The organism is Hymenobacter sp. BT559, from assembly GCF_016427535.1.
In the GTDB taxonomy this organism is placed as follows: domain Bacteria; phylum Bacteroidota; class Bacteroidia; order Cytophagales; family Hymenobacteraceae; genus Hymenobacter.
The window spans coordinates 424,908-444,448 of the sequence record NZ_JAELXV010000003.1; the positions used below are offsets into that span (position 1 = coordinate 424,908).

At 58.7% G+C, this 19,541-nt stretch carries 13 protein-coding genes, 1 tRNA gene and 1 riboswitch; of the genes, 8 read left to right on the forward strand and 6 right to left on the reverse strand.

All coding sequences use genetic code 11. The features are described from left to right. Nucleotides 1-2: 2 nt before the first annotated feature. The 3 genes from paaE to JAO77_RS12595 are packed head-to-tail and all read right to left on the reverse strand — an operon-like array spanning nt 3 to nt 3,118. Nucleotides 3-1,082 carry a 1,2-phenylacetyl-CoA epoxidase subunit PaaE gene (gene paaE, locus JAO77_RS12585; RefSeq protein WP_198990724.1) on the reverse strand — a complete coding sequence of 360 codons (1,080 nt, stop codon included), beginning with the start codon at nt 1,080-1,082 and terminating at the stop codon, nt 3-5. Then, nucleotides 1,079-1,735 carry a TetR/AcrR family transcriptional regulator gene (locus tag JAO77_RS12590; protein ID WP_198990725.1) on the reverse strand — a complete coding sequence of 219 codons (657 nt, stop codon included), beginning with the start codon at nt 1,733-1,735 and terminating at the stop codon, nt 1,079-1,081. Before JAO77_RS12590 ends, paaE begins: the two co-directional genes overlap by 4 nt. 39 nt (nt 1,736-1,774) lie before the next feature. Next, on the reverse strand, nt 1,775-3,118 hold the full coding sequence (locus JAO77_RS12595; RefSeq protein ID WP_198990726.1) for an AMP-binding protein: 1,344 nt from the start codon (nt 3,116-3,118) through the stop codon (nt 1,775-1,777). A 389-nt stretch (nt 3,119-3,507) separates the two neighbouring features. After that, a riboswitch (SAM riboswitch) is annotated at nt 3,508-3,620 on the forward strand. A 573-nt stretch (nt 3,621-4,193) separates the two neighbouring features. Between JAO77_RS12595 and JAO77_RS12600 the strand changes: the two genes are divergently transcribed. From JAO77_RS12600 to JAO77_RS12625, 6 genes are read left to right on the forward strand one after another with little or no spacing between them, the layout of a single operon-like run. Then, complete coding sequence (locus tag JAO77_RS12600; protein ID WP_235998399.1) at nt 4,194-7,226, forward strand: SusC/RagA family TonB-linked outer membrane protein; 3,033 nt, start codon at nt 4,194-4,196, stop codon at nt 7,224-7,226. 13 nt (nt 7,227-7,239) lie between these two features. Beyond that, a complete protein-coding gene (locus tag JAO77_RS12605) occupies nt 7,240-8,718 on the forward strand; it encodes a RagB/SusD family nutrient uptake outer membrane protein (RefSeq protein ID WP_502213810.1) in 1,479 nt (492 codons plus the stop codon). 22 nt (nt 8,719-8,740) lie between these two features. Continuing rightward, nucleotides 8,741-10,228, forward strand: a complete 1,488-nt coding sequence (locus JAO77_RS12610; protein WP_235998400.1) for a DoxX family protein — start codon at nt 8,741-8,743, stop codon at nt 10,226-10,228. Between the two features lie 51 nt (nt 10,229-10,279). Beyond that, nucleotides 10,280-11,965, forward strand: a complete 1,686-nt coding sequence (locus JAO77_RS12615; RefSeq protein ID WP_235998401.1) for a hypothetical protein — start codon at nt 10,280-10,282, stop codon at nt 11,963-11,965. A gap of 44 nt (nt 11,966-12,009) precedes the next feature. Further along, nucleotides 12,010-13,461, forward strand: a complete 1,452-nt coding sequence (locus tag JAO77_RS12620) for a phytoene desaturase family protein (RefSeq protein WP_198990727.1) — start codon at nt 12,010-12,012, stop codon at nt 13,459-13,461. Between the two features lie 19 nt (nt 13,462-13,480). Beyond that, nucleotides 13,481-14,755, forward strand: coding sequence for a YeiH family protein (locus JAO77_RS12625; RefSeq protein WP_198990728.1), 1,275 nt, complete (start codon nt 13,481-13,483; stop codon nt 14,753-14,755). Between the two features lie 141 nt (nt 14,756-14,896). Here the strand turns inward: JAO77_RS12625 and JAO77_RS12630 are convergent. Further along, nucleotides 14,897-14,971: transfer RNA gene (locus JAO77_RS12630), tRNA-Val, on the reverse strand. A gap of 263 nt (nt 14,972-15,234) precedes the next feature. On the opposite strand from JAO77_RS12630, the gene JAO77_RS12635 reads away from it, so the two are divergent. Next, on the forward strand, nt 15,235-16,107 hold the full coding sequence (locus JAO77_RS12635) for a TerB family tellurite resistance protein (RefSeq protein WP_198990729.1): 873 nt from the start codon (nt 15,235-15,237) through the stop codon (nt 16,105-16,107). Nucleotides 16,108-16,200: 93 nt separating this feature from the next. On the opposite strand, the gene JAO77_RS12640 is transcribed toward JAO77_RS12635, so the two are convergent. Beyond that, complete coding sequence (locus tag JAO77_RS12640; protein ID WP_198990730.1) at nt 16,201-17,310, reverse strand: mechanosensitive ion channel family protein; 1,110 nt, start codon at nt 17,308-17,310, stop codon at nt 16,201-16,203. Between the two features lie 361 nt (nt 17,311-17,671). Here JAO77_RS12640 and JAO77_RS12645 point away from each other — a divergent pair, with 361 nt between their 5' ends. After that, nucleotides 17,672-17,995: an ArsR/SmtB family transcription factor gene (locus JAO77_RS12645; RefSeq protein ID WP_198990731.1), complete on the forward strand. Its 324-nt coding sequence runs from the start codon at nt 17,672-17,674 to the stop codon at nt 17,993-17,995. Nucleotides 17,996-18,139: 144 nt separating this feature from the next. On the opposite strand, the gene hemA is transcribed toward JAO77_RS12645, so the two are convergent. Beyond that, nucleotides 18,140-19,420: a glutamyl-tRNA reductase gene (gene hemA, locus JAO77_RS12650; protein ID WP_198990732.1), complete on the reverse strand. Its 1,281-nt coding sequence runs from the start codon at nt 19,418-19,420 to the stop codon at nt 18,140-18,142. Nucleotides 19,421-19,541 lie beyond the last annotated feature (121 nt).

The following is a 19,541-nucleotide window of genomic DNA, read 5'->3' on the forward strand; positions in this document are numbered from 1 at the left end:
TATTATTGGTCAAAATCTACCGTTACTTGCTCCGTCACGGGCCTGGCCTGGCAGGTGAGCACGTAGCCCTTGGCCACCTCCGCTTCGGAAAGCGAGTAGTTCACATCCATTTCTACGCGTCCTTCGATGACGCGGGCAAGGCAGGTGCTGCACATGCCGTTTTTGCAAGAATATGGGGCATCAATGCCGCTTTCCAGCGCTGCATCGAGGATGGTATTGCCGTAGTACGACATTTCCAGCAGCCGAACGCCGCCATCCAGCTTCAGCGTTACTAAGCTCTTTTTATCGTCTTCGCCTACGGGTGGCAGCTTGGCTTTGGCCGCGCCGGGTTTGCCTGCATTGGCTGAGCCAAATAGCTCGAAGTGAATCTTCTCGGGTGCTACGCCTGCACTGGTCAGCGCGGTGCGCACGCCGTTTACCATGTCTTCGGGGCCACACAAGAAGCACTCGTCAATTTGGCTGGCGGGCACCACTTTTTCAAGAAACTGCCGGGCCTTCTGCTCATCGATGCGGCCGAATAGCAGGTCGGCATCGCCCTGCTCGCGGCTTAGGATGTGGTACACGCTCAGGCGGTGCAAGAACTTGTTTTTGAGCGCCTCTAGAGCTTCTTTGAAGATAATGGAGTTGCGGCCGCGGTTGCCATATACTAGCGTCACGCGGCTATTCGGCTCGGTCAGCAGCACCGTTTTCACGATGCTAAAAATGGGCGTGATGCCGCTACCCGCCGCAAACGCCACGTAATGCTTGGCTTGCGTGGGGTGCAACGCGGTGTGGAAGTGCCCGGCGGGGGGCATCACGTCGAGTTCTTCGCCCGCACTCAGGCCATCCACGGCAAGCGACGAAAAGCGACCTTCCGGCACTTTCTTGATGGCTACCTGCCACTCATTATCGAGCGGACTGCTGCAAATGGAGTACGAGCGGCGCAACTCCTCGCCGTTGTGGATGCGCCGAAACGTGAGGTACTGCCCCTGCGTGAAGCGGAACGCCTCGCGCAGGTCGGTGGGCACGTCGAGCGTCACGCGCACGCAATCGGGCGTTTCGCGGGCAATATGCTTGATTTTGAGTTTGTGAAAGCGGCTCATGCGGTAGGTTTTTTCAGCCCGTCGAGGAGCATAGTAAGGAGGTCGGCCTCTAGGTCGGCGGCTGATAAGTTGCGCCCCGGCCGGTACCACAACTCGACCCAGCGCACCGCCGAGAGCAGCGTAAACAAGGCCACCGATACATTCACGGCCTGCAATTCGCCCGCCGCAATGCCCTGTTCAATCAAGGCCGCGAAGCCTTTCTCATAACGCTTGCGGGCCTGCTTAAATTCGGTCAGGCGCGGCTCGGTCAGGGCCTTCCATTCGTTGTTGGCCACCGATACGGCGGCGCCGTCCTTGGTCATCAGGCGCACGTGCCGCCGCAGCAGCTCGGTTATCTTTTCGAGGTAAGTCGCCTCCATCTGCTCTACCTCGGTGAGTTGCGCGATGTAGGTGTCCGACACCTGGAAGCAAATGATTTCCAGAATCTCGTCCTTCGACTTGATGTGGTTGTACATGCTGGCCGCGTCGAGGCCCACCCGCGCCCCTAGGTCACGCATCGACGAGCTGCCGAAGCCGCGCTCCTTAAAGAGTCGGGCGGCTTCATCCAGGATGAGCTGGCGCTGCTGGGGCCGGCGCTTTTTCACTAGCCGCACCGTGCCCGTGGCGGGCGGCGTGGCCGTCGAGGCGGGGTTAGGGGCGGTTTTAGGAGGCATTCTCTGATTGCTGTATTTGTTGTTTTGGGGTAAGGCACACTAGGCGAGCGCTCGCAAGTCGCGCACGCGGTTGAGCTTGCCGCCCTCGCTGCGCGGCAGCGTGCCGAAGCCAAGCAGCGTTACCTTCATGCTCAGCCCAATGTTGTCCTTAATCTTTTTAGCAAACGAGCCTTGCAGCGCCCGTAGGCAGTCGTGCTGCTCAATAGCGTCGGCAGTTACGGTTTCCAAACCTAGGTCGCGCATCAGGTCTTCGGCGATTTCTACGCTTACTTCTACCTCATCCATGCTGCCGCGGCGCGAGGCTACTACTTGGTAATACGGGCTCACCTGGGGTAGGCCGCTGAGGATATCCTCGACCTGGGTGTGGAAGAAATTGACCCCGCGAATAATGAGCATGTCATCAGCCCGGCCACGGATGGGGCCCATCTTCACGTGCGTCCGGCTTTCGGAGTGGTCGTAGGTAAGGTTCGTGATGTCGTTGGTCCAATACCGCAGAATGGGCATGGCCTTCTTGGTCAAGGTTGTGAATACCAGCACGCCCAGCTCACCTTCGGCCACCGGCTCGCCGGTGTGCTTGTCCACTATTTCGGGATAGAAATGGTCTTCCCAGACGTAGCTGCCAGTGCCGCGCTCGTTCACGTCTTCCTGCGATACGCCAGGGCCCATGATTTCGCTGAGGCCATAGATATTGGTGGCCTTCACGCGCAAACCGGCCTCCACCTGCTGGCGGATGGTATCGGTCCAGGGCTCGGCGCCCAGCACGGCATATTGTAGGTTGATGGCCTCGGGGCTAATGCCACGCCGCTTGATTTCTTCGGCTAGCACCTGCGCATATGAGGGAGTAGCGCAGATGATTTCGGGCCGAAAATCTTGGAGCAATTGCAACTGACGGTCGGTGCTACCTCCCGATACTGGGATGACCGTTAGCCCCAGCTTCTCGGCGCCGTAGTGAACACCTAGGCCGCCCGTGAAGAGGCCGTAGCCATAGGCATTTTGGAGCTTCATGCCGGGCCGGCAGCCAGCAGCGGCCAGCGAGCGCGCCACTACTTCGGCGAAAATCTCTAGGTCGTGGGCCGTGTAGCCGACTACCGTGGCCTTGCCCGTGGTACCGCTGGAGCAGTGCAGCCGCGCTACTTCATTTTCGGGCACTGCGAAGAGGCCGAAGGGATAGTTATCTCGGAAATCTGTCTTCTTAGTAAAGCCTAGCTTGCCTAGGTCCTTCAACCCGCGAAAGGTGCTTGGGTGCACGCCCAGTGCGTCAAACTTCTGCCGATAAAATGGCACCCGGTCGTACACATACGCCACCTGTTCCTTGAGCCGGGCGTTTTGCAGGGCGCGCAACTTAGGCAGCGGCAGGCGCTCGATGGCAGGGTTGAACAGCATGGGAAGCGCTGCTAGTGGGTGGGAGAGGGGTAGGGAAGGAGCAGACTGTGGGAGCAGTATACTCTTTGCAGTTACAAATAAACACAAACAAATGTTTGTTTAGGCTGACAGTGCTGCTTTGCTGCTGTTACCTCGGTGGTAAAAGGTCCGTAGTCCAAACTTGCTACTAGAGTGGTAGCAGAATGCACAGGCCTATCACGCTGCTATTGGTTACATTGCCCCAATGCTAGTACTGATGCAATAAGTTATTTTTTGCTATACAACTCATAATCATAGCTTATTACGGTGTTCATTGCTTTTGCTTAGCCTGGAGGAAACAAAAAATTAATTGTAATTCTGCTTTTCGTTCTTTTACCTTTGGCCCATTCACTCCTTCTTCAGAAGGAACGTTTTTATACCGAGGCGCGGAGAGACAGACTCGATGAACCGCCGGCAACCCCCAGCCACCCGCTGGAACGGTGCCAACTGAAGGCCAACGCAAGGTGCCTGGCTATTATAAAAACAAACATCGTGTTCCACTTCCGCTGCCTCCTCGCCTCCTCCGCCATCGGTACTGCTGCGCAGTGCTGTTGTTGCCGAGCATTGGCCGCAGCCATGGACACGAAATAGCGTCGGAATACCGCAGCATGGGCTTTTCTGCCAGGCAGGGTTAATTACTTGCTAGGCACAGCTTTGGCTGCCATTATGGCTGGCGCGGGTAATTCTCTCTTGTGGGTTTACAGCATATAGGGCTAGATGCTGCTTGCTACCTTCTTGGGCAGTAGCGTTTAGCGAGGTCTCGCCAGTGACCTAGGGCGCACTTACGCGCTAACCAAAGCGGCTGTGTTTTACCTGCAAAATAGGATTGCCGCCGACCTAGGTGGTCGGCAGCCCAGCGGCGCTCCTCATCAGGATTTCGTGGCATAAGCCTTTCATTAATCGCGCTACTATTGGTTTGCAAAAACCTTTTAGTGGTTGCTGTAGCCTAGCGGTAGGCTACTTGCTGCCCCCGACGGCTCTGCGCCTAGCCCCGTCGCTTATTCTGCTGCCGCAGCCAGCGCTCCCCCGTTTTTGCTATCAGGCTTCCTGACTTTTTATGAAATTTCCATTACCCATGCTCCTGCTTGCGCTGGGGCTGCCGACTGCGACGCAAGCAGCCCATGGGGCAACTGTGCTGCCGCTGCTGTTGGCCGACGAGCCGTTTAGCGGCAAAGTGCTCGATGAAAACGGGGCTGGCCTGCCCGGCGTAACGGTGCGCCTGAAAGGCAGTGCTGCTGGTACCGCCACCGACGACCAGGGTAACTTCTCGCTGGCTGGCGTGCCCGAAGACGCGATACTGCTCATCTCCTATGTGGGCTATAAAACGCAGGAAGTCAAGGCCCGGCGCGCGGGTGGCCTAACGGTGCGGCTGGTGCCCACGCAAGGCCAACTCAACGAAGTAGTGGTAGTGGGCTACGGCACCCAGCAGCGCAAAAACCTAATTGGCGCCATTGCCAAGGTTGACCCGAGCGATACCAAGACCCTGCCCGTAGGCAGCTTCGACGCGCAATTGCAAGGCAAGGTGCCGGGCGTGCAGATATCGTCAAATTCTGGCGTGCCCGGCCAGGCGGTGAACGTGCGGGTGCGCGGCGCCACCACTATCAACGGCTCGAATACCCCACTCTACGTGGTAGATGGCGTGTTCATTAATAATAACAGCCTGCAAACCATCAGCACTGGGGGCAAAGCGACGTCGCCCATTGCCGACCTCAATCCATCTGATATTGAAAGCATTGAAGTGCTTAAAGATGCTGATGCGACGGCGCTGTACGGCGCCCGTGGAGCTAATGGCGTTATCCTAGTGACGACCAAGCGCGGCAACTTCAACCAAAAGCCGAAGGTAAGCGTGGACGTGTCGCAGGGCTGGGCCAAGGCAGCCAAATTGTGGGACTTGGCCACTGGCCCCGAGCACGCCACCCTAGTAAACGAGTACTGGCTGAATACCAATGGCAATGCGGCCACTCGGCCCTACCGCCCGATGTCAGAAGGCGGACGCGGGCTACCCGAGGAGCAGCCAACTTTCGACCGCCTAGGGCAAGTGTTCCGCACGGCGCGCTTGCAGAACTATGATGTGTCGGTAGCGGGTGGCAATGCGGCGAGCCGCTACTACCTAGGCGGCGGCTACACCAAGCAGGAATCCATCTTGCGACCTATTGATTTTCAGCGCGCCAACTTCAAGCTGAACCTCGACCAGAAATTGTCGGACAAGGTGCAAATCGGGGTGAGTAACACCTTTACACGCACCTACCGCAACGAGGGTCGCGCTGGCGACGGCCCGGCCGGCGGCCTCTTACAGGCTGCCTTGCACACCCCCACGCTGCTCTCGCCCTACGACGAAAGCGGGCGGCTGGTGAGTCGCGCCAGCTTCGATAATGTGCAGCTCCTCATTGATAACTATGATGTTAACTCGACTAGTCTGCGCTACATTGGCAACCTGTATGGCGATGTGCAGCTTTTGCCAAACCTGAAGTTTCGGACCAGCCTAGGGGTAGATTTTAACAGCTACGACGAGAAAGAGTACTGGAATACGCTGCTCATTGCGGGGGCGGGCGTGGGTGGGCTGGCCACGTCGAGCAATGCGCAGTACACCTCCCTGCTCAATGAGAATACGCTGACTTACCGGCAGCAGTGGGGCAAGCACCGCGTGGGCGTGGTGGTGGGCCAAGGCTTGCAGGCCGATACCTACCACCGCACGTTTGCGCAGGGCACAGGCTTCCCCAACAACTCCTTCCGGGAGATTTCGGCGGCCTCGGTCACGAGTAGCACCGAGAACTGGACGGGCTACCGACTGGCCTCGTTCTTCGGGCGCGTTGACTACAATTTTGACGACCGCTACTTGTTGAATGTCAGCTTTCGAGCTGATGGCTCCTCGCGCTTTGGGGCGGCCAATCAGTGGGGGTATTTTCCGAGCGTGGGAGCCGCCTGGCGGGTGAAGCAGGAGAAGTTTCTGCAAGATGCGCGTTGGCTGAGCGACCTGAAGCTGCGCGCTAGCTACGGCCTGACGGGCAACCAGAACGGCATCGGCAACTTTGCGGCGCGTGGGCTGTGGAGCGGTGGCGCCAACTACCTAGGCGTCGCGGGCATCGCGCCCCAACAGCTGGGCAATGAAAACCTAAAATGGGAGCAAACCAGCCAAGCCAACGTGGGTCTCGACCTGGGCTTTCTCGACAACCGCATTACGCTGGAATTCAACGCCTACTACAAGTACACGAAGAACGGGCTGATTCAGCTGACCGAGCCGGCCACTACAGGCTTCAGCTCCTATTGGAGCAACGCGGTTGAAATCAGTAACAAAGGGCTGGAATTTGCCCTGAACACCGTGAACCTGCGTAGCGCGGGCGGGCTGAACTGGACGACCAGCTTCAACATTGCCAGCAACGTCAACAACATCGAGAAGCTGGCCACACCCATTCAATTTGGCAGCCGCAACCTGATTTTGCAGCAGCAGGGCACGCCGCTCTACTCGTTCTGGGTCTACAAACAGCTCTACGTGGACCCGCAGACCGGCAATGCGGTGTACGACGACGTGAACAAGGACGGCAAAATCACGGCCGCCGACCGGCAGATTGTGGGTAGCATCTGGCCCAAATTCTTCGGCGGCCTGACCAATACACTTACCTACAAAGGCTTTGATGCCAGCGTGCTAGTCTCGTTTCAGTCTGGCAACAAGGTGTACAACCACAACCGCTTCTTCGGCGAGGGCGGCGGGGCCCGCGACGAGGCCCGGGTGATTTTCGCCAGCAACCTAGCCCGCTGGCAAAAGCCCGGCGACGTGACCGACGTGCCCAAAGCCGACGGCATCAACGTGAACAATTACCTCGACGGCGGTAGCCGCTGGCTTGAAGACGGCTCGTTCATCCGGCTGCGCAACGTGAGTCTCGGCTACACGCTGCCCGAAAGCGTGACCCGGCACCTGCTCGGCGGCACGGTGCGCCTCTACGCGCAGGGCACTAACCTGGTATTGCTCACCAAATACACTGGCCTCGACCCCGAATCGGCATCGAGCAGCGACGCCAACCAGCAGGGCATCGACCTAGGTACGCCGCCCCAGCCACGCAGCTGGCAAGTGGGCGTGAACGCAACTTTTTAACGGTCAATTTTATATGTCAGCTACTACTTTTCGCCAGCGGGCAGCCATTCGGCGCCAGGCAGCGCAGCTGCGCCCGGCCGTGCAGCTTTCGGTTTTCTCCATTGCTTATCTGAAAAGTATCGCACCCTTTCTAGGCATGGCGCTGGTGCTGGCCCTGGGGGCGTGCAGCAGCTATCTCGATGTGCAGCCCCGCGAATCTATTGCCGACAACGCCACCATCGTGGACCAGCAGTCGTCCTTGACGGCGCTCAATGGGGTGTATAGCGCCCTAGGCAGCAGCGGCTACTACGGCACTAGCTTCCAGTCTATTGGCTACCTAGGTGGGGGCGACATTCAGTGGACCGGCACGCAGTCGCAGGTGCAGGAGTTTGTGAGCCACAACGTGCGCTCCGACAACTCGACCGTCAGCACGGTGTGGTCGAGCATCTATCTGACCATCAACCGCGCCAATCACGTGCTGGCTACTGTGCCTACCGTGACGGACCCGCTGCTGACCAGCGCCCTACGCAATCAGTACCTAGGCGAGGCGTATTTCATTCGGGGGCTGGCGTATTTCGATTTGGCCCGCACGTTTGGCGGGGTGCCGCTCATCTTGCAGCCTACCCGCACGGCTACTGACAACCAAGGTATTGCACGCGCCAGCCAGGCCGATACCTACGCCCAGGCCCTGCGCGACCTCGACGCGGCCGAGCCGCTGCTGCCCAACCCCACTACCCTAGGTGCCAACGACCGCTACCGCGCCACCCGCAAGGCGGCCTGGGCGCTCAAGGCTCGGCTGCACCTGTACCAGGGCAACTGGGCGCTGGCCGAGGACTACGCCACCCGCGTTATCAACGACCAAGCTAACTACCAGCTGGTTGCTCCGTTCAACGCTTGGTTTGCTAACAACGCCCGAGGCACGCGCGAGTCGATTTTTGAGATTTTCTACAACGGTACCACCGAGGTCAACGGCCACCGTGGCAACTGGCAGCCCACCGCCAATGGCGGCACCCGGCAGTGGGCCCCCAATGCCGGCCTGGTAGCGCTACTTACTGCCGCGCCTAACAACACGCCGAACGGCCGCAGCACCTTGATTGCCAACCTAGGCACCACTTGGTACGGTAACCTCTACTACCGTAACCCCGGCTCGGACCCCAGCTATGTGCTGCGCCTAGCAGAGCAGTACCTCATTCGGGCTGAGGCCCGCGCCCGCCAAAACAAGCTGGCAGATGCGCTAGCCGACCTCAACGCCGTGCGCACGCGCGCCGGGCTGGCTGCTAGCTCGGCTACTACCCAGGCCGCTGTGTTGCAAGCTATTGAAGAAGAGCGCCGGCTCGAATTTGCCCTGGAGCCGCACCGCTGGTTTGACCTGGCGCGCACCGGGCGGGCCACCGCCGTTTTCGCCGACCCGCTGAGTAGCGGGGCGCCGCTGCCAGCGTTCCGGCTGCTGTTGCCGCTGCCTATCAGCCAGCTGCAAGTAGATGCGGCTTTGGCGCAAAACACTGGCTACTAACCGTTCTAATAAGCTTTCTGCTATGCCTCAGCAAGTTGATAACCAGGTAGCGGCCACAGTGCGGGCGCAACGCGACGAATCGGGGTTTCCCTCGGCCTTTCATTTTGCGCCGCTGAGCAGTTTGCCCGGCGGGAATGCGGACCCTAGGGTGGCTCCCGCACCTGCGGCAGCCCTAGGTCCTGCGCCAGAAAGCAGCGCGTGGTCGTCAGCCGAGAAGGTGATGTTTCGCTTCGCGTTTCTGTACTACTTCCTGCAAGTAGTGCCGCTAGATTGGAAGTTTTACCACGGCTTGGTGCAGCACTGGGCGGGGTTGTCGCTCGGCGACTTGTTTCGGCTGACGCACTACACGCCGCGCTTTTTCGCTGGCCCCGACACCTTCGCTAATTGGGGCGTAGTAGCGGCCATTGCGGCAGTAGGCGCCCTAGGGTGGAGCGCGCTAGACCGCAACCGTGCCGAGTACAACACCTTATATTACTGGCTACGCGTGCTGGTACGCTACCGGCTGGCAGCCGCTCTGCTGGGCTACGGCTTCCTCAAGCTCTTTCCGATGCAAGCCCCGATGCCTTCGCTGAGCCACCTCAATACGCACTATGGCGACCTAAGCGATTGGAAAGTCTTTGCCCTCAGCCTAGGTATCGTACCCTCGTACCAATCATTCCTAGGGCTAGTCGAAATCTTAGGGGCTGTGCTGCTGCTGAGCCGCCGCACGGCCAGCACGGGAGCCTTTTTGCTGCTCACATTCTTGGGCAACGTGTTTCTCTCGAACCTGGCTTACGAGGGCGGCGAGTACGTGTACAGCTTCTACCTCATAGTGCTCGGCCTGCTGATACTCTGGTACGATTTGGCGCGCCTCAACCGGCTGCTCACCTTAGAGCTGCCCACCCGGCCCAACCACTTTCGCCTAGTACTGCCCGCTGGCTTGCCGCGCGAAACCAAGCGCGTAGCCAAAGCCGCTTTTATCCTGCTGTTTGTGGGGCTGTATGGGGTAAAAGCCTACGCCGCCTACCAGCGCGGCACCTACCACTATCCCACGGCGCCGGGCCTAGCGGGAGCCGCCGGGCTCTACAACGTGCGCGAGTTTCGGCTGGCGGGGCAGGTACACCCGTACTCGGCCACCGACCCCGACCGCTGGCAAGATGTCGTGTTTGAGAAATGGGCCACGCTCAGCGTGCGCTCTAACCAGCCAGTAGCCCTCGACCCTAGCAATGAGGAGGTAATTCCTTCCCAGGACATCGAGCGCAACTTCGAGTTTGCGGGCGCGGCGGGCCGCCACTACTACGGCTACACCCTTGGCCCCGATGGCCAGACCCTGACGCTGCGCAATCGCAACCCCAAGGAAGGTGGCCAGCCGCTGACGCTGCACCTAGCCCGCCCCGACGCTAACACCATCACCCTAGCTGGGCGCGATGAGCAGGGCCGTGACCTCTACGTGGTGCTCGAAAAGCGCAAAAAGAAGTACCTGCTGGAAGAAGCCAGCAAGACCGGCCGACGCGGCGGGCTAAGGTTATAAGTCTTGGCTAACGTGTGCGCCTAATCAGTCGAATTATAATCAATTAGCCCTATGACAACCATCACGCTTGAGACGCCTGTAGTCACCGCGCCGCCCGCCACTGCCGCTCGCCGGCCCTGGCAACCTTGGCAGCGCGTGCTGTTTCGCATTGCCTTTCCGTTTTTCGTGCTGTTGTCGCTGCCTAGCGACGGGGGGTGGTACAAAAACCTCGTCACTATCGACTGGCTGCACGGGCACTACCGCGATGTGTACGACATTGCCCGCTTCTCCCCGTCGTTCTTCCTGAGTGGGGTCGGGGAGGGGGGCACGCCTGTGCTGCTGGGCTACGGCAACTGGTTTATCGCCCTAGGTATCTCCTTCGTCATCGGCTTGGTCTGGACCCTGCTCGACCGCCAGCGCGAGGAGTACGAGGTGCTCTACTACTGGCTGCGCGTCGTGGTGCGGTTTCGGGCGGGCATCGGCATCATCGGGTTTGGCTTCACCAAGCTTTTCCCGACCCAAATGCCATACCCCTCCATTGGCTTGCTCAACAGCGACTTTGGCGACATGACGGCCCAAAAAATATTCTGGCTGCAAATCGGCATTGTGCCGTGGTACCAGGTGTTTGCAGGCGTGGTCGAGACGCTGGCCGGCGTGCTGCTGTTCTTTCGGCGCACCACCTTCCTAGGGGCCGCGCTGCTGCTCGGAGCGCTGGGCGATATTGTATTCGTCAACTTCGCTTACGATGGTGGGGTGCACGTGTACAGCTCGTACTTCGTGCTGCTGGCAGCTTTCCTGATGGTGCAGGACGTTCCTAACCTCTACAACCTGCTTATTCGGGAGCGCTACACAGTGCCGCAGCACTACTACCCGCGCTTTCGGGCGGCGTGGCAGCGCTGGGGCCGCCTAGGGCTGAAGGTGGCCACTATCGGTATTTTCCTGGTGTACTTGACTTACCTCGAATACCTGAACTTCCGCTTCGACCCCTATAAACAGCCCGCGCAAAAGGGCGTGGCCGCGTTGCGCGGGCTCTACAACGTCACCGAGTTTCGCCGCAATGGCCAGGTCATTCCTTACTCGCCGCTCGACAGCGTGCGCTGGCAGCAGGCTACGTTTGAGAAGTGGAGCAGCTTTACCTACAAGGTCAACCGGCCGCTCAAGCTGGACTTGTCAAATGGCGGCGGCTCGCCCATGCGCGACATCAACCGCACCTTCGAAACCACGGGCCTGGCCGGCGGGCAGCGCGTGTTTTACTACGATGCCGACACCACCGGGCACACGCTGTATTTGCAAAGTAAAATCCGCACTGGCACCGACCGCAAAGGCCGGAACAACCGCCCACCCGCAGCCGCCAGGGCCGGCGCCCCACAGGGCAGCAGCAGCGCGGCCAGCCACGCCAATGGCTACGGCGGCGATGCCGGTGGCAGCTACCTAGGGGGCCAGGTAGCCGCGCAGCAGGCCAAGTACCAGGCATCTCTAGCCAAGTGGATTCCGGCCCCGGCGCTGGCCCGCATCGGCGACGAGACCAAGAAAATAAATCCCCTGGCCTACAGCACCCGCCGCGACCGCGGCATTAAAGCTGAGCAGCGCCCCGAGCAGCGCGACCACCTGATATTAGCGTACCGTACCACCGATGGCGGCCGCCACGTCGTACTGCGTGGCACTGACGAACATAAGGACTCGCTGTACGTGGTGCTTGACCGGGTAGACCGTCGCTACACCTTGTCCGAGTCCACGCTTTCGGCCGGTCAATACTAAGCCCCCTGTTTTTCTGGCTGGCAGTTATTGTCAGCCCCTTGCGCATGAGTGATTCCACGTATGATGCCGTCGTAGTTGGCTCGGGCCCCAATGGGCTAGCGGCCGCCATTACCTTGCAGCAGGCCGGCTTGTCGGTGCTGCTGCTCGAAGGCAAAAAGGAGCTTGGCGGCGGCCTGCGTACTGCCGAGCTCACGCTGCCCGGCTTTCGCCACGACATCTGCTCGGCCATTCACCCGCTGGCGGCGGCCTCGCCATTTTTTCAGACCCTGCCGCTGGCGCAGTATGGCTTAGAGTACCTCACGCCGCCCGTGGCCGCAGCCCACCCCCTCGACGATGGCACGGCGGCTGCCGTAGTAAACTCGCTAGCCGATACCGCCCAGGGCCTAGGGCCCGATGCCAAAGCCTACCAAAGCTTGCTCGCACCGCTAGTAGCTAGCTGGCCCGGCCTCGCCAATGATGTGTTGGCGCCGCTGCACTTTCCCAAGCACCCGCTCGATATGGCGCAGTTTGGCTTGTCGGCGCTGCTGCCGGCCACGGTGCTCACCCGGCGCTTTCAGGGCGAAAAAGCCAAGGCTCTATTTGCTGGCATGGCGGCCCACGCCATTCAGCCGCTGAGCAACCTGACCACTTCGGCCATCGGGCTGGTGCTGCTCATTGCGGCGCACCGCGGCGGCTGGCCTCTACCTAGGGGCGGCTCGCAGGCCATCGCCGACGCGCTGGTGGCGCACTTTCGGGCGCTGGGCGGGCATGTCGAAACGGGTACCTATGTGTGCTCGCTAGCCCAACTGCCTCCTGCCAAAGCCGTGCTTTTCGATGTGACGCCCGCGCAGCTTTTGCAGATTGCGGGGCATAGCCTGTCGAGCATCTACCAATGGCAGTTGAGGCGCTACCGCTACGGCATGGGCGTGTTCAAGGTCGATTGGGCACTGGCCGAGCCTATTCCCTTTACAGCACCTGAGTGCGCCCAGGCCGGCACCGTGCACCTAGGCGGCACTCTGGCCGAAATCGCCGCTGGTGAACAAGCCACTGCCCAAGGCCAACACCCCGAGCGCCCGTTTGTGCTGCTAGCCCAGCAAAGCCTGTTCGATGCTACCCGCGCCCCGGCCGGCCAGCACACCGCTTGGGCCTACTGCCACGTGCCCAACGGCTCGCGGGTGGATAGCACCGCGGCTATCGAGCGTCAGGTTGAGCGCTTCGCGCCGGGCTTTCGCGAGCGCATTCTCGCCCGTCACACCTTCGACACGGCCCAGATGGAAAGCTATAATCCCAATTACGTGGGGGGCGACATCAATGGCGGGTTGTTAGATATCAGCCAGTTGTACACGCGGCCGGCCCTGCGGGCTTCGCCCTATCGCACCTCGCAGGCCGGGCTGTACTTGTGCTCGTCGGCCACGCCGCCCGGCGGTGGGGTACACGGCATGTGTGGCTATCACGCCGCCAAGCGCGCCCTACGCGACGTGTTCCACCTGCCCGCCTCGCCTTTATACCAAGCCTAAATTTTCCTCATTTCTGCTTATGTCAACTGTTTCTCCTGTACTGGTCAAGCGCGCATTTACCCTCCACGAAGACTGGGTAGTCGTGGTGCTGGGGGCGCTGCTCATCGCCTTGTCACTGCTTGGTGTGCCGTTCGTGGCGCCCGTATTCAATTGGGCCAATGCAGCCGAGCTAACTGGTAAGGTTTTTAGCGCAAGTAACCTGCAGCTTATCCTGACTCAATTCGTATACCTGGCGGCGGTAGCAGGCATTGGGGCTTGGCTCACGGGCAAGTCGGTACGCAATTTTACCCTAGGCTTTCCGCTCGTGTATGGGCTCACATTGGTAGCGCTGGTGGTGGCGGGCAGCGCGCAGGCGCGGGGCTTCGGGCTAGAGGCGGTGATTTTTAGCCTGCTTATCGGCTTGCTGGTCAGCAATGTGTTTGGGCTGCCCGACTGGCTGCGGGCCACACTCACCACCGAGCTGTTTGTGAAAATCGGACTGGTGCTGCTGGGTACCAGCGTCATTTTTACCGATATCCTCAAGGCGGGTTCCCTAGGTCTGGTGCAGGCACTGGTAGTAGTGCTGTCAGTGTGGTACTTCGCGTTCTGGCTGTGCCGCAAGTTAAAGGTCGACGACGAGCTGACGATGATGATAGCCAGCGGCGTATCCATCTGCGGCGTGTCGGCAGCCATTGCCACGTCGGGCGCCATCAAGGGCGACCCTAAAAAGCTGTCTTACGTCATTTCGCTGGTGCTCATCACGGCCATTCCCATGATGATTGTGATGCCCTACGCCGCCCGCTGGCTGGGCCTCTCGCAAGAAGTAACCGGTGCCTGGCTCGGCGGCAGCATCGACACCACGGGCGCGGTAGTAGCCTCGGGCACGCTGGTGGGTGAAACCGCTTTGAAAATCAGCACCATCGTCAAGTTTTCGCAAAACGTACTCCTAGGGGTGGCCGCCTTCGCTATCTCGCTCTATTGGACCTACACCAACCATCCCGCTGCCCAAGACGCCGAGCAAAAGCCCACGCTGACCATCATTTGGGAGCGTTTTCCGAAGTTCGTGCTCGGCTTTGTGGCGGCCTCCCTGCTGTTTTCATTCGTGCTCACGCCCACCACGACTGAGGCCGTGAAAGGTGGCTTAAAAAGCGCCCAGGGACTGTGGTTTGCGCTAGCTTTCACTAGCATCGGGCTCGAAACCAATTTCAGTGACTTGTTCAAGCAAGAGAATAAGCGGCCACTTTACGCTTTCCTAGCAGCCCAGACTTTTAATATTTTCGTCACTCTAGGTATTGCCTCGCTGCTCTTTCGCTAAGCTTACCGGTCGGCCATCCTCCCCTAGGGGAGTGGCCGACCACCCCAGCCGGAGGTCTTGTCTCACCGCATTCGGCGATTTAGCAAGGTATTAAAAGCAAAACACCCACTCGGATTAAAATCTGAGTGGGTGTTTTTGGTGTGGGAGATACTGGGTTCGAACCAGTGACCCTCTGCTTGTAAGGCAGATGCTCTGAACCAGCTGAGCTAATCTCCCTTTTCCCCGAGTGGCTGTGGCCGTTTGGGAGTACAAAGATGGGATGATTTTTTGGAATGGCAAAACTCGCCGCTAAAAAAAACGCCTAAAAAGAGGGCCAGTAGGTTCCTGAAAGGCATAAGCTTTTCAGGCTCAAGGACAAAAATTTTCAGCTAGAAATGAGTTTTAGCGGCTCTTTGTAACGCAAACTAGGCACCGCCGTTAGGTAAGGGCCGAATGCCTCAGTGCGAAGGCTGTTTTTTCACACACTTTTCTTCTTTCCCATGGAAACCCAATTGCTCCAGAACTATTCGGAAGCCGAAAAAACGGCTTACCTCAGTGCCATTGCGGCCCTTGCCACCGCCGACCGCCAGGCTTCGGCCCCTGAAGCAGAGTTTTTGCAGCGCCTCACGCAGCAGGCTGGTCTGTCGCAAGGCGCGGCTCAGCAAGTGCTGCAGGCCGCTCAAAGCTCGAGCAACCAGACCATCCAGCAAAACCTCGATGCCCTTAAAGGCAGCGACCTTCGCTTTTCGCTCATCACCGACCTTATCAGCTTTGCCCGCGCCGATGGCGCCTATTCTAACGAGGAAGAGGCCATGGTAAGCAAAATGGCCAGCTACCTAGGTGTGAATGCCGAGCAAAAGGCTACGCTCGAAAACGTAGTAGACCAGGCTGCCAATGTGCCGCACAGTGCCGAAGACCCCAATAAACAAGGCTTCTTGAGCGGCATAGGCGATAAGCTCAGCAACGTAGGTATTCCGAAGGGTGCGCTGATGGCCGGCCTGCTTGGTGTAGTAGCCCCGATGGTTATTTCGAAGGTGATGGGCGGCGGCCATAACCAGGGCCAGCCCAGCGGCAACATGGGCGGCATGCTCGGCGGCCTGTTGGGCGGCGGTCAAGGCGGCGGCAGCTCTATGGGCGGCTTGCTAGGTGGCCTGCTAGGCGGTGGCCTGCTCAGCGGGGTGCTCGGTGGTAACAACAACACCTCGGCCTATCCGCAGCAGGGCTCTATGGGCAGCGGGGGCTTGGGCTCCATTATGTCAGTGCTAGGCGGCCTAGGTGGCCAGCCCAACTCGCAGCCGCGCAGCGCAGGCGGTGGGGGCATCATGGGCAGCGGCATGGGCAGCCTGCTCGGCGGCCTGTTTGGTGGCCGCTAACAGCGGCGACAACTTCGCTTAACTAAAGGCGGGGCGGCTTTTCACTGGAAAAGCCGCCCCGCCTTTTTGCTAGGGTAGGAGCCCGCTGCCTGCCTAGGTGCTTTTGGTAGTAGTGGTGCTGGTGCTGGCAAATATGCCGCCTTCCTTCTCCACTACTTCTACTATGCGGTAGTTAAGGTCCTCTTTAGTATTGAGGTACTCGTCGTAGTTAGTGGTTTCTACAAAGTACTGCACCGTAACCTCCTTGCCGCTAGGGGTAAGGGCATTGAATTTCATTTGCACATCGGGCAAAATCAGGGGATGCTGCTGGATAGCGGCTACGGCCCCTTCAATGATGGCGTGCAACTGCGTGCTGGTCGTTTTTTGGTCGAAGACAAGTGTAAAGCCGACCCGGCGCGAGGTGCGCAGGCTAAGGTTGTCCAGGGGCTTGTCTATCATGCTCTTGTTGGGGACGGTCAGAAAGCTTTTTTCGGCTGTGCGCAGGCGAGTGCTGCGAAAGCCAATTTTCTCGACCGTGCCGCTCACGTCGCCCGCCGACACCAAGTCGCCCACCCCAAACGGCTGGTCGAGGAAGATGGTGAACGAAGCCAGCAGGTTCTCAATGCTTTCCTTAGCCGCAAAAGCTACGGCCAGCCCCCCAATACCCAGTGTACCTACAAAGCCCACCACATTCACCCCAAATACGCGGCCCAGTATGACCATGAGCCCAATGAGCAGCACAAAAACCTTGAGCAAGTCCTTGGCAAACGGTAAAAACTGATTATCAAGCCGGTGGGCGCCAGGTGTAGCCGTAAGCTCGGCGCGTCGCTGCAGCATCAGTAGGGCAAAATCGACCACCCGCAGCACTACCCACACAATGGTCACAATAATTCCTAGGTGAAATAAGTTAAGGAGGGCAACCTTAGGCCAGGGCTCCACGCCCTTCACGGCTGTAGGAGGCAGTGGGTAGCGCAAAACGCTAAAGGATAGATAGACTGTGCAGAGGAAAAGTAACGTGCTAAGTGGTTGGATAAATAAGTCGTGTAGCTCTTGTTCGGTAATGCCAGCCGTGTAGCGTTTGGTTAGCCGAAATAAAGTGCTACTGAGCAGCCGCGTTAGTAACCGGTTGAGGCCTGCTCCTAGGCCAAAAATTAAGAGGGCAAAAACATAATCTACTAACTCATTACCCAGCACCTCGCGGTGCAAGAAAGGCGGTATTTCCATCTACTGCGTGGTTCAAGTGAAGAGAAGCAATAAGGTCGGTACGCGCCTGGCGCCTTGCTAGTTGGCTTTTGCTAGGCCCGCGCCCAGTGGGCCACCTAGGGCCGCCGGGCACCGCGCTGGCTACCAGGCGGCTGCCACACAAGCAGTTGCTAGCCGCGGCCAAGGCGCAGTATTATTGCTAGAAAAAATTGCTAATTGTATTATTTAAAAACCTCTCGGTATTAAAATTGTTAAGTCTACATTACTGCAATATAGCGGATTGATTAACAAGGTATAAATGAAAGCATTAAGTATTTAAGAACTAATTTTCTTACCCAAGCGTAGTACAGATACGCAATTTTCCCCATCTCTATATCCTTCAATGAAACCACTGCATTCGCGTGTCGAAACGCAACAACTGGACCGCGCTGCTGCTATGCTGAAAGTTCTGTCTCACCCCAAGCGTCTGGCGATTGTCGACCTCCTGGGTAAGCTTAAGGGCAGCAAAGACCAGCAAATGTCCGTTACCGAAATCTATCAAGCGTTGGACCTACCCCAGGCCATCGCCTCGCAGCACCTCATCACCCTCAAGGACCGTGGTGTGCTGAAATCGAATAAAATAGGTACCAAAATCTATTACGCGTTGGCGGTACCTCAGTTGATGAAAGTGATTGATACCTTGGAGGATTACTCCGGGCGCATCTAGTGCCACCTATCCGGTGAGTAGTTTGCTCACTATCTGCTATGAAAACGCTTCTGGTTAAGTAACCACACCAGAAACCTGAAAAAAAGGGCCGCTTGTACAAGCGGCCCTTTTCATTTTTAGAGGCTAGTGTACCGTGCGAAGCGCCTAGGCCGGCACCGACTGGCCCTCCAGGTCAAAAATGCTGGTGAGCAGCGGTAGCAGCTGCTCGGCTTCGTCGCGGCGGCAAGCAGCTTTTAGCTGCAGCACGTGCTGCTTCAGTACCTTTTGCATAAAGGCGCGCGTGGCCTCATCAAGCAGTTTGACTTCGGCAGGCGTAGCTTTTTTCTGAAAGCGGTCGAGCTCTTGCTGGCGTAATTGCTCCAGGCCGGCCTTCATGCGCTGGATGAGGGGCGATACCAGCATCTCGCGGCTCCAGTCGGCAAATTCAACTAGGCTGCTTTCGATGAGGCTGCGCACCTGCGGCACGGCGGCCAAGCGCTGCTCCAGCGCGGCCGAAGCTTTGCTCTCAATAGCATCGACATTGTATACGAGCACCCCAGGCACCTGCTCAACATCGGCGGCTACCGAGCGCGGCACCGATAAGTCGATGAAGAACTTATAGCTCAGCACATCTAGGTGCGCTACCAGCTCGCGGGTGAAGAAGGGGTCGGCGCGGTTGATAGACGAAATAATAACGTCGGCCTCACGCAACGCAGTAGTCAGTTCTTCGAAGTCTACAACCTGCAAGCGGCCGGGCGCAAACTCGGCGGCGAGCTCTTCGGCGCGGGCACGGGTGCGGTTGCACAGCGTCACGCTGGCAAAAGCCTTGCTGTCAGCCAAGTGGCGGCACACGTCCGAGCCTATCTCGCCTAGGCCCACTACCAGTACCCTAGGGGCGGCTACGTCGGCCGTGAGCTCTTCTACCAGCTCCAGGGCGGCGTAGCTCATGCTAGCGGCCCCGTCGCGGAAGCTGGTTTCTTGCTGCACCCGCTTGTTAGTGAAGAAGATAGTGTGCAGCAGGCGGTGCAGGAAGGGGCCAGCTACGTCAGCGTCGGCGGCCCACTGGTAGGCCAGCTTTACCTGGTTGATAATCTGTAAATCGCCCACTACCTGCGCATCGAGCCCGATTGCCACCTCAAAAAGGTGGCGAGTGGCCATTTCAGCCTCATTGTAGCGGTCGAAATAGGGCGCGAAGTTGCCAATATCGGCCCGGTGCTTTAGCTGGCCGAGAGCCTCAATAATGGCGGCCGATTGGTCGTCGTCGTGAGCATAGTAGACCTCGGTGCGGTTGCAGGTGCTGAGAACCAGCAAGTCGCTGAGGTGCAAGTCGGTGTGTAGCTGCTGCAAGAAGCGGCGACACGCGGGCTCGTCCAGGGCCAACAGCTCGCGGATGGCGAGCGGTGCTTTCTTAAAAGATAGACTAACCGCTTTAAAAGAATGAGACATAGCACGGGACGGCCCAAGGCCGGCCTGCAAAATTACGGTATAAATAATAGCTTTAGAAACAGTAATACGAACTGCCTGGTTCGAGCAGATTGAGGTAAAAGCCCAGATAACAGCGTAATTA

Coding starts and splice junctions, on each gene's coding strand:
- JAO77_RS12600 (WP_235998399.1), top strand. CDS start 4,194: ATGAAATTTCCATTACCCATGCTCCTGCTTGCGCTGGGGCTGCCGACT.
- paaE (WP_198990724.1), bottom strand. CDS start 1,082: ATGAGCCGCTTTCACAAACTCAAAATCAAGCATATTGCCCGCGAAACG.
- hemA (WP_198990732.1), bottom strand. CDS start 19,420: ATGTCTCATTCTTTTAAAGCGGTTAGTCTATCTTTTAAGAAAGCACCG.
- JAO77_RS12610 (WP_235998400.1), top strand. CDS start 8,741: ATGCCTCAGCAAGTTGATAACCAGGTAGCGGCCACAGTGCGGGCGCAA.
- JAO77_RS12625 (WP_198990728.1), top strand. CDS start 13,481: ATGTCAACTGTTTCTCCTGTACTGGTCAAGCGCGCATTTACCCTCCAC.
- JAO77_RS12640 (WP_198990730.1), bottom strand. CDS start 17,310: ATGGAAATACCGCCTTTCTTGCACCGCGAGGTGCTGGGTAATGAGTTA.
- JAO77_RS12595 (WP_198990726.1), bottom strand. CDS start 3,118: ATGCTGTTCAACCCTGCCATCGAGCGCCTGCCGCTGCCTAAGTTGCGC.
- JAO77_RS12615 (WP_235998401.1), top strand. CDS start 10,280: ATGACAACCATCACGCTTGAGACGCCTGTAGTCACCGCGCCGCCCGCC.
- JAO77_RS12605 (WP_502213810.1), top strand. CDS start 7,240: ATGTCAGCTACTACTTTTCGCCAGCGGGCAGCCATTCGGCGCCAGGCA.
- JAO77_RS12635 (WP_198990729.1), top strand. CDS start 15,235: ATGGAAACCCAATTGCTCCAGAACTATTCGGAAGCCGAAAAAACGGCT.
- JAO77_RS12645 (WP_198990731.1), top strand. CDS start 17,672: ATGAAACCACTGCATTCGCGTGTCGAAACGCAACAACTGGACCGCGCT.
- JAO77_RS12590 (WP_198990725.1), bottom strand. CDS start 1,735: ATGCCTCCTAAAACCGCCCCTAACCCCGCCTCGACGGCCACGCCGCCC.
- JAO77_RS12620 (WP_198990727.1), top strand. CDS start 12,010: ATGAGTGATTCCACGTATGATGCCGTCGTAGTTGGCTCGGGCCCCAAT.